This window comes from Pseudomonas sp. BC42, from assembly GCF_021560055.1.
Taxonomy (GTDB): Bacteria; Pseudomonadota; Gammaproteobacteria; order Pseudomonadales; family Pseudomonadaceae; genus Aquipseudomonas.
Genome location: NZ_CP091067.1, coordinates 318,892 through 330,581, shown reverse-complemented (window position 1 = coordinate 330,581; position 11,690 = coordinate 318,892). Strand labels below are relative to the sequence as shown.

Here is an 11,690-nt window from a genome sequence, read left to right as displayed (position 1 = left end):
CCGGAGTAAATGTGAAAAACCGGTTAAAGCTCGCTGAGCTCTCTGCGCCGCGCCCCGGATTAGAGGGACAGCGCAGAGCGCTTCAGATCAACGGACGCTGCTGGTGAAACGGCTGACGCCCGGCAGCTCCAGCACCAGCTCATCACCGACATTCAGTGGACCAACCCCCACCGGTGTGCCGGTGAGAATGACGTCGCCGGCCTGCAGGGAGAAGCAACCGGCCATGTACTGAATCATTGGCACGATGGGATTGAGCATGACGCTGCTGTTACCGTCCTGGCGCACTTCACCATTGATGGTCAGGCGGATGCCGATGTCGGTCAGGTCGGCAAAGCTGCTGCTCACCACGAAGGGCGCGAGGACCGCCGCCCCATCGAAGCACTTGGAGATCTCCCACGGCAGGCCCTTGGCCTTCAGCTCGGCCTGCTTGTCCCGCAGGGTCAGGTCCAGCGCCGGGGCGAAACCGGAGATGGCGTCCAGCACCTCTTCGCGGCTGGGCTGGGTGGACAGCGGCTTGCCGATCAACACCGCGATCTCCGCTTCGTAGTGCACCGAGCCACGCTCGGTGGGAATGGCGAACCCCCCTTCCAGCGGCACCACACAACTGCCCGGCTTGATAAACAGCAGGGGTTCGGTAGGAACCGGATTGTCCAACTCCCGGGCGTGCTCGGCGTAGTTGCGGCCGATGCATACCAACTTGCCTACCGGAAAATGAATCCGGGTACCGTCGACATACTGGTGCTGATAGCTCATTACCGACTCCTGCTTGTGTGCTTCATCAGGGTGCCGCTTGCGCTCAAACGGCGAAGATCTTGCCCGGGTTCATGATGCCGTTGGGATCGAACACCGCCTTGACCGCCTTCATGTACTCGATCTCCACCGGCGAGCGGCTGTAGGTCAGGTAGTCACGCTTGGTCATGCCCACGCCGTGTTCGGCGGAAATCGAACCGTTGTACTTCTCGACGGTTTCGAACACCCACTTGTTGACCGTGGCGCACTTGGCAAAGAACTCGTCCTTGCTCAGGTTGTCCGGCTTGAGGATGTTCAGGTGCAGGTTGCCGTCGCCGATGTGGCCGAACCAGACGATTTCGAAATCCGGGTAGTGTTTGCCGACGATGGCATCGATTTCCTGGAGGAAGGCCGGGACTTTCGACACGGTGACCGAGATGTCGTTCTTGTAGGGTGTCCAGTGGGAGATGGTTTCGGAGATGTACTCGCGCAGCTTCCACAGGTTGTGCAGCTGGGTTTCGCTCTGGCTCATCACCCCGTCCAGAACCCAGCCCTGCTCGACACAGTGCTCGAAGGTTTCCAGGGCGTGGTTGGCCACCTCCTCGGTGGTGGCCTCGAATTCCAGCAGCGCGTAGAACGGGCATTCGGATTCGAACGGCGCCGGCACGTCACCACGGGCCAGGACCTTGGCCAGGGCCTTGTCGGAGAAGAACTCGAAGGCGGTCAGATCAAGCTTGCTCTGGAAGGCGTGCAGCACCGGCATGATGGAATCGAAGTCGGCGGTGCCGAGCACCATCGCGGTGAGGTTCTTCGGCGCCCGATCCAGGCGCATGGTGGCCTCGACCACGAACCCCAGCGTGCCTTCCGCACCGATGAACAGCTGGCGCAGGTCGTAGCCGGTGGCATTCTTGATCAGGTCCTTGTTCAGTTCCAGCAGGTCGCCCTTGCCGGTCACCACTTTCATGCCGGCCACCCAGTTGCGGGTCATGCCGTAGCGAATGACCTTGATTCCACCGGCATTGGTGCCGATGTTGCCGCCAATCTGGCTGGAACCTGCGGAAGCGAAATCCACCGGGTAGTAGAGGCCGTTTTCTTCCGCCAGGTTCTGCAACTGCTCGGTGACCACGCCCGGCTGACACACCGCCGTGCGATCCGTCAGGTTCAGGTCGAGAATCTGGTTCATGTAGTCGAAAGACACCACCACTTCGCCATTGGCTGCCACGGCGGCGGCCGACAGGCCGGTACGTCCGCCGGAAGGCACCAGGGCCACCCGGTGCTGATTGGCCCAGCGCACGATGGCCTGAACCTGCTCGATGGTCTTGGGAAACACGATGGCCGTGGGGGCCGGGGCGAAATGCTTGGTCCAATCCTTGCCGTAAGCGTCCAGGGAGTCAGCGTCGGTCAGCACCTTGCCAGGCTCAACCAGGGTCTTCAGTTCATCAATCAGGGCAGGATTGGTCATCGACAGAACTCTCGAACAATTCATGGTCATCCTGAGAACGCTTCACGTCGCAGGAATGAGTGTTTAGCGGGGCGCGTATGCTAGCATACCGCCCCCGCAGGAGAGTGCCCAAGGGCCTTCCCGCGGTGGCGGTTGCATGCCGTCCAGGTCAGCTCAAGCTGTCCATTTCCCTGCCATTTTTCTCCGGGACACAGGTTTACGCAGATGAGCAAGACTTCTCTCGATAAGAGCAAGATCAAGTTCCTTCTCCTCGAAGGCGTCCACCAATCCGCTGTCGACGTCCTCAAGGCCGCCGGCTACACCAGCATCGAGTACCTCACCGGTTCTCTGCCGGAAGCCCAGCTCAAGGAAAAGATCGCCGATGCGCACTTCATCGGCATTCGCTCCCGCACTCAACTGACCGAAGAGATCTTCGACCACGCGAAGAAACTGGTCGCTGTGGGCTGCTTCTGCATCGGCACCAACCAGGTTGACCTGTCTGCCGCTCGCGAGCGCGGCATTGCGGTGTTCAACGCGCCTTACTCCAACACCCGTTCGGTCGCCGAGCTGGTGCTGGCCGAGGCCATCCTGCTGCTGCGCGGCATCCCCGAGAAAAACGCTTCCTGCCACCGTGGCGGCTGGATCAAGAGCGCGGCCAACTCCTTCGAAATCCGCGGCAAGAAGCTGGGTATCGTCGGTTACGGCTCCATTGGTACCCAACTGTCGGTCCTGGCTGAAGGCCTGGGGATGCAGGTGTTCTTCTACGACACCGTGACCAAGCTGCCGCTGGGCAACGCGACCCAAGTGGGCAACCTGCACGAACTGCTGGGCATGTCCGACATCGTCACTCTGCACGTACCGGAAACCCCGGCCACCCAGTGGATGATCGGCGAGAAGGAAATTCGCGCCATCAAGAAGGGCGGCATCCTGATCAACGCCGCTCGCGGCACCGTGGTCGAGCTGGACGCCCTGGCGGACGCGATCAAGGACAAGCACCTGATCGGCGCGGCCATCGACGTCTTCCCGGTCGAGCCGCGTTCCAACGACGAAGAGTTCGAGAGCCCGCTGCGCGGCCTGGACAACGTGATCCTGACTCCGCACATCGGCGGTTCCACCGCTGAAGCCCAGGCCAACATCGGTCTGGAAGTGGCAGAGAAGCTGGTCAAGTACAGCGACAACGGCACCTCGGTGTCCTCGGTCAACTTCCCGGAAGTGGCGCTGCCGGCCCACCCTGGCAAGCACCGTCTGCTGCACATCCACGAGAACATCCCGGGCGTGATGAGCGAGATCAACAAGGTCTTCGCCGAAAACGGCATCAACATCTCCGGTCAGTTCCTGCAGACCAACGAAAAGGTCGGCTACGTGGTGATCGACGTCGACGCCGAGTACTCGGACCTGGCGCAAGAGAAGCTGCAGCACATCAACGGCACCATCCGTTGCCGCGTGCTGTTCTAAGAGCAGCTTCAAGCGGCAAGTTTCAAGCTGCAAGCCAGAGCCCGCTCTGACTCGCAGCCAGCCGGACAAAAAAGGGAGCCTTTCAAGGCTCCCTTTTTTTGCGCGGCATTTACGATTATTTCACTGTCACTGTGATTTTCTTGGAGACGATGACCGGGTCGAACGGCACGTGGTTCTTGTCTCCCAGCTCCAGTTGCAGGGTGTGCTTGCCGGGAGTCAGGGTCACTTCGGTTTCGGTCTGGGCCTTGCCGAAGTGCAGGTGGTTGGCGTCCATCGGGATCGGCAGGTTTTCCGCCGGCAGCTGGTCGACGTCGATCAACAGGTGATGGTGGCCGGTGTTGGCGGTTTGATCGCCGGCTGGGGCCAGGGCGATGCCCTCAACGCCGAACTTGACGGTAAAGGTCTTGTCCACAACGGCCCCGTCAGCGGGAGAAACGATAAACACCTTGGCGCCGGCGGGGGCTGCAGTCCGCGGTATTTCCGCTGCGCCGGCCAGCATCGAGGCACCAAGCAACAGCCCGGCCAGGGCCGCACGAGACATAAAAATTTTCATTATCTTCTCCAGTTTTTCCGCAATTCTTTTACGGTTATGACAACTTCGTGGCGATTCGTTGTCGAAGGCACTCAACACCTTAGCAAAGCGAGCCTGAACGGCGCATCGCTCATATAAATTCAAGGAGTGACCATGCGTTTCCTGCCTGGCCTGATACTTTTGCTGCCCCTTGTGAGCACTTACGCTCAAGCCGAACTGATGGACGACATCAATGACCGCGGGGAACTGCGCATCGCCCTGGAAGCCAATGCGCCACCCTTCAACTTCAAGGATGACGGCAAACTCACCGGTTTCGAGGTGGAGCTGGGACAGTTGCTGGCCAGTGAACTGGATGTGCGCCCGGACTTCGTGGTGACGGCTGCCGCCGAACTGCTGCCCGGTGTGGAAAGCGGCCGCTTCGACGTGGCCATCAACCACATAGCAGTGACCCCGGAACTCAAGGATCGTTTCGATTTCAGCGAACCCTACAGCTACTCCAGCGCCCAATTGATCGTGCGCAAGGAAGAGCAGCGCCCGCTGTTTTCCCTGCAGGCCCTGCGCGGCCAGGCCCTGGGCGTGGCTCAGGGCAGCCAGTTCGTCGACCAGGCGCGCACCGTGGAAGGGATCAACCTGCGCAGCTATGCCGATGCCCAGCAGCCGATCAAGGACGTGGCGGACAAACAGATCGACGCCGCCATCAGCGATCGCCTGTTGATTCCCTACGCCATTCGCGACAGCCGCCTGCCGGTGAAGGAAGGGGCCAAGGTGGGGCCGACCCTGAGCCTGGCGATTCCGTTCCAGAAAGGTAACCCGGCGTTCCAGGCCAGCCTGGACAGCGCCCTGCAGCGGATCAAGGCCGATGGTCGGCTGATGGCCCTGTCGGAAAAATGGTTCGGCATGGATGCCAGCAAACCGCCCAAGAGCGACGCCGGGCAGTAAACGACACAACCTGCCGGATTGACCTGTAGCCGCTGCCGCAGGCTGCGAACGGCCCGAAGGGACGCAGGGATTTGGCCGCTAGAGGTCGGCGAGAGACCGCCAGGCAAGGCTCTGCGAGCCTTTTCGCAGCCTCGCCGGGGCTCGGCAGCGGCTACAAGGACAATGCGGCGAGGGCGCTGGCGGCTTCGGACAGTTGCAACTCACTGAAGACTTGCACGCCGTGCTGCTTGAGCAACGCCGCGGTGACGCCCTCTCCCGAGACCTTGACCCCACTGAAGGTGCCGTCGTAGGTCAGCAGGTTGCCGCAGGATGGGCTGTTGGCCTTGAGCACGGCAACGCGAATCCCGTGCTGTTCCACCAGCTCCAGCGCCTGGCGCGCCCCCGAGAGGAACTGGGCGCTGACATCTTCGCCTTCCGTGGTCATCACCGGTGCCCGCCCTGCAAGCACATCGCCGCCCTGACCACCGGGAATCTCCGCCGCCGCCCGTGGCGTCGGCAAGCCACCGGCCACTTCCGGACAGAGCGCAACCACCCGCCCCTCTTGCAGCCAGGCGGCCAGTTGATCGAACGGGCCGCTGGCGCCGCCGTCGTAGCGTACGCGGTGGCCCAACAGGCAGCGGCTGACCAGGATCTTGTGCATGTTCAGAACGGCTCGTTGCCACGACGCCGGAACCAACCGGTCAGGGACAGGCGTTCCCGGGTCGCGGGCAGGACTTCATGGGGCACCTCGCCGGAAAGAAACACCACCAGCCGGCCCCCGACGGGGACCACGTCGTATTGCCCCTGGTCATTGAGGTACATGCGCAACTGCCCGCCATGCTCGGGCAGCCACTGTTCATTGAGGTAGATCACCGCCGACACCATGCGCCGGTCATCGTCGCGAAAACGGTCCACATGGCGTTTGTAGAAAGCCCCTGGCGGGTACATCGCAAAGTGACACTCGAAGTCCTCCAGCCCCAGGAACAGGCCGCGATTGAGGGCCTCGCGCAGGCTGTCCATCAACCCCAGATAGGTATCGCTGGCCTCGGCCTGACCGGGCTCGAGCCACTGGATATGGTCACCGCGAATCGCTTCGCGTATTTCCTGGGCCGGGCCACGCCCCACCGCCGCAGGCGCCAGTTCACCTTCGAGTGCACGTTTACGGCACTCAGCCGCCAGTTCGAGGGTCAGAGCCTCGGACAGAAAGACATTTTGCTGCGACCAGCCACGGGTGGCCAGGTCGTCGACAATGTTCAACAACAGCGGATGATCAGAGGGTATTTGCATGGCGCGCATAGTATCCAGCATCAGATAAATCTGACAGAGCCGCAGAGCGGAGGATCGAGCATTTTTTTCCAATGCACTTTCCACTCATGACTTTAGCTGGCGATCCTGATACGAATTCTCGACAACCATCGCCTTGCCCCGGAGAATAGTCGCCTGCTGACAGGAGTCCTTATGCGCCGTTTGCTTTTCTCACTGTTGATGTTCTGCGCCTTGCCTGCCTGGGCAGACAGCCACGACCAGTTGTACAAGGTCGCCGGTTGGCCGGAACAGCGCGCGCATTTCAACGATGCCCTCAGCGCCGCCCAGCAGCGCTACCAGAACAGCTTGCCGCCAGCGGTCTACCAGGCCCTGGTGGACAACAGCAATCAGCGCTTTGCGCCCCAGGCCGTGGACCGCCGTGCCGAAGCCCAACTGCGCCAGCACCTGGCCGATCCCGCACCGGCCCTGGCCTTCTTCCAATCGCCCCTGGGACGCAAGATCGTTGCCGCCGAACTGCTGGCCACCCGTCGCGACCAGTTGGCCAAGAACGCCCAGGGCCTGCCCAAGATGCAGGCCAGCGACACCCGCCAGTTGATCATCGGCCACCTGGCCCAGGCCCTGCCGGCCAAGGAAGCCGGGGCGGAAGTCAGCCTGGCGATTGCCGGGGTCGCCGCCGACAGCCTGAGCCAGATGATTCCCGGACTGCTGGGAGGCGGCCAGGCCCAGGGCATGCTCAATGGCCAGCGCCAGCGATTGATGCAGCAGATCGGCAACGACCTGAACAACACCTTGCTCTACGTCTATCGGGATCTGTCCGACACCGAACTCGAAGAGTTCGCCACCTTCGCCGAATCCAGCGAAGGCAAGGCCTACTACCAGGCGGCCCTGGCAGCGATTCGCGCCGGCCTGGCCGTCGGCCAGAGCACCTCCAGCCTCGCCCCCTGAGCCCGGCACGCAAAGCCCCCTCGTAGCGACTGCCCAGGGCCGCGCAGCAGATTGCTGCTGCGCGCAACGCTCGCGGGCGGTCGCCGCGGCGACTCAGAAATACCGGTCAAGAAAGGCGAAATACTGGTCGCGGTATGACGCAATTTCATTGGCCAGGTGGTGCCGCGCTTGCGCCAGCATGAGGATTTCGGGCGCGGCGAACTTGCCGCGAATCACCTGCAGGTTGTGCTGCCAGTCCACGGTCATGTCCGCGTCGCCCTGGACGATCAGCGGCTGCCTGGAGCTGCGTGGCGCCGCTTCCAGGCGCTTGATCCAGCGCGACAGCGCCCCCACCCAGGCCGTTGGCAAGCGCTGCGGTTGCAAGGGGTCGGCCTGGAGGAAGGCAAGGAAATCCGGGTCATTGGAGTTCTCGCTGAAGCGTCGGGCAATGCCAGTGACGAAGGGCCGCAGCACGTAGTAGCTGAGCATCGACCAGCCCCAGGCCCGCGGCCGCACCAGGGGCGAGAGCAGCACCACCCGCCCCTGGGCCGGACTCTCGGCGCCCTGGTTGAGCAGGTGATCCATGATGATGGCGCCGCCGGTACTTTGCCCGAACAGGTGCCAGGGCTGGGGCAGGTCCAGGGCCCGGGCCTCGCCGAACAGGCCTTGCAGCACCCGCTGATACACCGCGAAATCATCGATGCTGGCGCGCTCGCCGCTGGACAGGCCATGCCCTGGCAGATCGCAGGAGATCACCACGAAGCGGCGCTGCAGCGCCCATTCGATCACATGCCGGTACAAGCCCATGTGATCGTAGAAGCCGTGGAACAGAAACAGCGTCGCCCGCGGCTGCTCCGGCCACCAGACCTGGCAGACCACCTCGTAGTCGTCCACCTGGATACGGCCCAGGCGACTGCGGGGCACCAGCGCCCGTCCGGCAAAGTCCAGCCCGTAGAAGCGTTGATAGGCCTGAGCCTCGGCCGACAAGGGCTGCCCGGCCACCAGGGGTTGCAGGCTGGCACGCAGATGGTCGGGGTCGAAGTTCACGGACATGGGGTTTTCCAAAACGGAGGGCATTGAGACAAAACGGGCTTTCTGGGCCTGCGATATTCATCTGTCGCGACAAGCATGGCAAGCTACGCGACCTTCGAGGACCGATCTTAATGCGCCAGTCTTACCGCACGCCCCTGCTTGCCAGCCTGCTCGTCCTGATGTGCGCCGTTGTGCTGTGGAGCGCCTACGACTGGTTCCAGGGGCGCTATCTGCGGGCGTTCAGTGAACACACCGCGGTATTTTCCGGCGACCCGCTGCAACTGCCCGCCGAACTGGCCGGCCCTGGCGCCATTCGCCTGGTGCACTTCTGGGATCCGGCCTGCCCCTGCAACGTCGGCAACCAGCAGCACCTGGCCGAACTGATCGCCACCTACGGCTCGCAAGGCGTGGAGTTCTATTCGGTGCAGAAACCCGGCAGTCACGGCCAGTTGCCCGCGACCCTGAGCGCCCTGAAGCCCCTCGACCACCTGCCCGGCGCCGAACAGATCCCCGCCAGTCCGGCGGTGGCGATCTGGGATCGCAACGGCAAGCTGGCCTACTTCGGGCCCTACAGCGAAGGCCTGACCTGCAATTCCAGCAACAGCTTCATCGAGCCCATCCTCCAGGCCTTGGCCAGCGATCGCCAGATCAATGCCACCCATACCCTGGCGGTAGGCTGCTATTGTCCCTGGCCGGCCAGTACCCACTAAGGCATTCGCGACTATTCAAGGACCGCCTCCTGCCCGAGGCCCAAGACTTGTGCTAAATCTCTGCAGCTCTCAAGGCGGCACTGACAACAACAGCAAGGAGCCCGCATGAAACGCAGCCTGACTCTGGTCGCCGTTCTGATCCTCGCCCTGCTGGCGGGTGCCGCCGGTTATCTGTACAGCAAGCAGCCGACGCGTCAGGGCCAGGTGGAAATCCGTGGCCTGCAGGGCTCGGTGACCGTGCGCTACGACGAGCGCGGGGTCCCGCACATCCGTGCGGAAAACGAAGCCGACCTGTATCGCGCCCTGGGTTACGTCCACGCCCAGGACCGGCTGTTCCAGATGGAAATGCTGCGCCGCCTGTCCCGGGGCGAGCTGGCAGAAGTCCTCGGCCCCAAGCTGCTGGACACCGACAAGCTGTTCCGCAGCCTGCGCATCCGCGAGCGCGCCGACAGCTACGTGGCCGGCCTTGACCGCCAGTCTCCGGCGTGGAAGGCCCTGGAAGCCTATCTGGACGGCATCAACCAGTATCAGGACAGCCACGCCAGCCCCATGGAGTTCGATGCCCTGGGCATCCACAAGCGGCCGTTCACCGCCGAGGACACGGTCAGCGTCGCCGGCTTCATGGCCTACAGCTTCGCCATGGCCTTTCGCACCGAACCGCTCTTGACCTACATCCGCGATCAGCTGGGCAACGATTACCTGAAAGTCTTCGACCTCGACTGGCAGCCCAAGGGCGTGCTGGCCAAGGGCAAGCCGCAACCGGCGCTGCCCCTGGCCGCGGTCGACTGGCAGGACCTGGGCCGGATCTCGCGCTTGAGCCAGGATGCCCTGAGCGACGCCGGACTGCCGCAATTCGAAGGCAGCAACGCCTGGGCCGTGGCCGGCACGCGGACCAAAAGCGGGCGCCCCCTGCTGGCCGGCGACCCGCACATCCGCTATTCCCTGCCGTCGGTGTGGTACGAGGCGCAGCTGTCGGCGCCGGGCTTCGAGCTCTATGGCCATCATCAGGCCCTGGTGCCCTTCGCCTTCCTGGGCCACAACCTGGATTTCGGCTGGAGCCTGACCATGTTCCAGAACGACGATCTCGACCTGATCGCCGAGAAGGTCAACCCGCAGAACGCCAATCAGGTCTGGTTTCGTGACCAGTGGGTCGACCTGATCAGCAGCGAGCAGCAGATTGCGGTCAAGGGCCAGGCCCCGGTCACCCTGACCCTGCGCCGCTCGCCCCACGGACCGATCATCAACGACATGCTCGGCACCACCGTGGGCAAGGCCCCGGTGGCCATGTGGTGGGGTTTCCTGGAAACCCCGAACCCGATCCTCGACGGTTTCTACCAGCTCAACCGCGCCGACACCCTGGCCAAGGTCCGCGCTGCGGCGGCCAAGGTCCATGCCCCCGGTCTCAACATCATCTGGGCCAACGCCAAGGGCGATATCGGCTGGTGGGCGGCGGCGCTGCTGCCCAAGCGCCCGGCCGGGGCCAAGCCGGCGTTCATGCTCGACGGCAGCACGGCCATGGCCGACAAGGAAGGCTTCTATCCCTTCAGTGCCAACCCTCAGGAAGAGAATCCGGCCCGGGGCTACATTGTCTCGGCCAATTTCCAACCGGTTTCCCCTACCGGCATGGAGATTCCCGGCTACTACAACCTCGCCGACCGCGGCCAGCAACTGGATCGCCAGCTCAGCGACAAGAGCGTGAAATGGGACCTGGAAAACACCCAGAAGCTGCAACTGGGCACGACCACCGCCTACGGGCCGCGCCTGCTGGCACCGCTGCTGCCCGTGCTGCGGGACGTGGTCGGCGACCCCGAGGAACTGAAGCTGGTGGAGCAACTGGCCAAGTGGCAGGGCGACTACCCGCTGGACTCCACCAGCGCCACCCTGTTCAACCAGTTCCTGTTCGAGCTGGCCAACGCCACCTTCCATGAAAAACTCGGTGACGCCTACTTCGACGCGCTGATCCAGGCCCGGGTGGTGGATGCCGCCCTGCCCCGGCTGGCGGCCGATCCCGACTCGCCCTGGTGGGACAACCGCACCACGCCACAGCGCGAAAGCCGGGCCGACACGGTCAGGGTGGCCTGGCGCGCCAGCATCGACCACCTGCGGCTGACCCTCGGCGCCAACCCGGCCCAGTGGCGCTGGGGCAGCGCCCACACCCTGACCCACGGCCATCCCCTCGGAATGCAGAAGCCTCTGGACCGGGTATTCAACGTCGGCCCCCTGGACGCTCCCGGCAGCCATGAGGTGCCGAACAACCTCACCGCCAAGATCGGGCCGGCGCCCTGGTCGGTGGTCTACGGTCCCTCGACCCGACGCATCATCGACTTCGCCGACCCGGCCCACAGCCTGACCATCAACCCGGTGGGCCAGAGCGGCGTGCTGTTCGACAAGCACTACGACGACCAGGCCGAGGCCTACATCGAAGGCGTCTACCAACAGGCTCACTTCAGCGACGAGGAAGTCACCGCCAATACCCGCAGCACCCTGAAGCTGCTGCCGGCGCGCCGCCCCTGAGCACCCCGCCCCGTAGGAGCTGGCTTGCCAGCGAAGAGGCTTGCAAGCCTGGCGTGCATCTCGCGAACGCTTTCGCCGGCAAGCCGGCTCCTACGGCGAAACAGGCGGCATGAGGCAATAAAAAACCTCGCTCCCGGTTACGGGGCGAGGTTTTTTTTATTGCGAACCT

11 protein-coding genes are annotated in these 11,690 nt (G+C 63.5%); 5 read left to right on the top strand and 6 right to left on the bottom strand.

Annotated features, from left to right (window positions below; translation table 11 throughout):
* Positions 1 to 87 precede the first annotated feature (87 nt).
* The gene (locus tag L1O02_RS01560; RefSeq protein WP_060844902.1) at positions 88 to 753 is read right to left on the bottom strand and encodes a fumarylacetoacetate hydrolase family protein; all 666 of its coding nucleotides are present in this window, start codon (positions 751 to 753) and stop codon (positions 88 to 90) included.
* 43 nt (positions 754 to 796) lie between these two features.
* Positions 797 to 2,191 carry an FAD-binding oxidoreductase gene (locus L1O02_RS01555; RefSeq protein ID WP_060844903.1) on the bottom strand — a complete coding sequence of 465 codons (1,395 nt, stop codon included), beginning with the start codon at positions 2,189 to 2,191 and terminating at the stop codon, positions 797 to 799.
* 204 nt (positions 2,192 to 2,395) lie between these two features.
* Here L1O02_RS01555 and serA point away from each other — a divergent pair, with 204 nt between their 5' ends.
* Positions 2,396 to 3,625 (top strand): phosphoglycerate dehydrogenase, encoded by a 1,230-nt coding sequence (serA, locus tag L1O02_RS01550; protein ID WP_016963474.1) that lies wholly within the window; start codon positions 2,396 to 2,398, stop codon positions 3,623 to 3,625.
* A gap of 115 nt (positions 3,626 to 3,740) precedes the next feature.
* Here the strand turns inward: serA and L1O02_RS01545 are convergent, their stop codons facing one another.
* Positions 3,741 to 4,178, bottom strand: coding sequence for a DUF4399 domain-containing protein (locus L1O02_RS01545; RefSeq protein WP_060841596.1), 438 nt, complete (start codon positions 4,176 to 4,178; stop codon positions 3,741 to 3,743).
* Positions 4,179 to 4,310: 132 nt separating this feature from the next.
* Between L1O02_RS01545 and L1O02_RS01540 the strand changes: the two genes are divergently transcribed.
* A complete protein-coding gene (locus tag L1O02_RS01540; protein WP_060841597.1) occupies positions 4,311 to 5,096 on the top strand; it encodes a transporter substrate-binding domain-containing protein in 786 nt (261 codons plus the stop codon).
* 151 nt (positions 5,097 to 5,247) lie between these two features.
* On the opposite strand, the gene L1O02_RS01535 is transcribed toward L1O02_RS01540, so the two are convergent.
* Together L1O02_RS01535 and L1O02_RS01530 are read right to left on the bottom strand one after the other, a co-directional pair.
* Positions 5,248 to 5,736: a DUF523 domain-containing protein gene (locus L1O02_RS01535; protein ID WP_108545046.1), complete on the bottom strand. Its 489-nt coding sequence runs from the start codon at positions 5,734 to 5,736 to the stop codon at positions 5,248 to 5,250.
* 2 nt (positions 5,737 to 5,738) lie between these two features.
* Entirely contained in the window at positions 5,739 to 6,371 is a 633-nt protein-coding gene (locus L1O02_RS01530) for a 2OG-Fe(II) oxygenase (protein ID WP_060844906.1), read from the bottom strand.
* 162 nt (positions 6,372 to 6,533) lie between these two features.
* Between L1O02_RS01530 and L1O02_RS01525 the strand changes: the two genes are divergently transcribed.
* Entirely contained in the window at positions 6,534 to 7,286 is a 753-nt protein-coding gene (locus L1O02_RS01525) for a DUF2059 domain-containing protein (RefSeq protein WP_016963463.1), read from the top strand.
* Positions 7,287 to 7,379: 93 nt separating this feature from the next.
* Here the strand turns inward: L1O02_RS01525 and L1O02_RS01520 are convergent, their stop codons facing one another.
* Positions 7,380 to 8,318, bottom strand: coding sequence for an alpha/beta hydrolase (locus tag L1O02_RS01520; protein WP_108545044.1), 939 nt, complete (start codon positions 8,316 to 8,318; stop codon positions 7,380 to 7,382).
* 110 nt (positions 8,319 to 8,428) lie between these two features.
* Between L1O02_RS01520 and L1O02_RS01515 the strand changes: the two genes are divergently transcribed.
* Complete coding sequence (locus tag L1O02_RS01515) at positions 8,429 to 9,007, top strand: DUF6436 domain-containing protein (RefSeq protein WP_060844908.1); 579 nt, start codon at positions 8,429 to 8,431, stop codon at positions 9,005 to 9,007.
* Between the two features lie 105 nt (positions 9,008 to 9,112).
* Entirely contained in the window at positions 9,113 to 11,521 is a 2,409-nt protein-coding gene (locus L1O02_RS01510) for a penicillin acylase family protein (protein WP_108545043.1), read from the top strand.
* Positions 11,522 to 11,690: the final 169 nt, after the last annotated feature.

Bases quoted from the DNA above. Each gene is read 5' to 3' on its own strand.
- L1O02_RS01560 (WP_060844902.1), bottom strand. From the start codon at position 753: ATGAGCTATCAGCACCAGTATGTCGACGGTACCCGGATTCATTTTCCG.
- L1O02_RS01555 (WP_060844903.1), bottom strand. From the start codon at position 2,191: ATGACCAATCCTGCCCTGATTGATGAACTGAAGACCCTGGTTGAGCCT.
- serA (WP_016963474.1), top strand. From the start codon at position 2,396: ATGAGCAAGACTTCTCTCGATAAGAGCAAGATCAAGTTCCTTCTCCTC.
- L1O02_RS01545 (WP_060841596.1), bottom strand. From the start codon at position 4,178: ATGAAAATTTTTATGTCTCGTGCGGCCCTGGCCGGGCTGTTGCTTGGT.
- L1O02_RS01540 (WP_060841597.1), top strand. From the start codon at position 4,311: ATGCGTTTCCTGCCTGGCCTGATACTTTTGCTGCCCCTTGTGAGCACT.
- L1O02_RS01535 (WP_108545046.1), bottom strand. From the start codon at position 5,736: ATGCACAAGATCCTGGTCAGCCGCTGCCTGTTGGGCCACCGCGTACGC.
- L1O02_RS01530 (WP_060844906.1), bottom strand. From the start codon at position 6,371: ATGCGCGCCATGCAAATACCCTCTGATCATCCGCTGTTGTTGAACATT.
- L1O02_RS01525 (WP_016963463.1), top strand. From the start codon at position 6,534: ATGCGCCGTTTGCTTTTCTCACTGTTGATGTTCTGCGCCTTGCCTGCC.
- L1O02_RS01520 (WP_108545044.1), bottom strand. From the start codon at position 8,318: ATGTCCGTGAACTTCGACCCCGACCATCTGCGTGCCAGCCTGCAACCC.
- L1O02_RS01515 (WP_060844908.1), top strand. From the start codon at position 8,429: ATGCGCCAGTCTTACCGCACGCCCCTGCTTGCCAGCCTGCTCGTCCTG.
- L1O02_RS01510 (WP_108545043.1), top strand. From the start codon at position 9,113: ATGAAACGCAGCCTGACTCTGGTCGCCGTTCTGATCCTCGCCCTGCTG.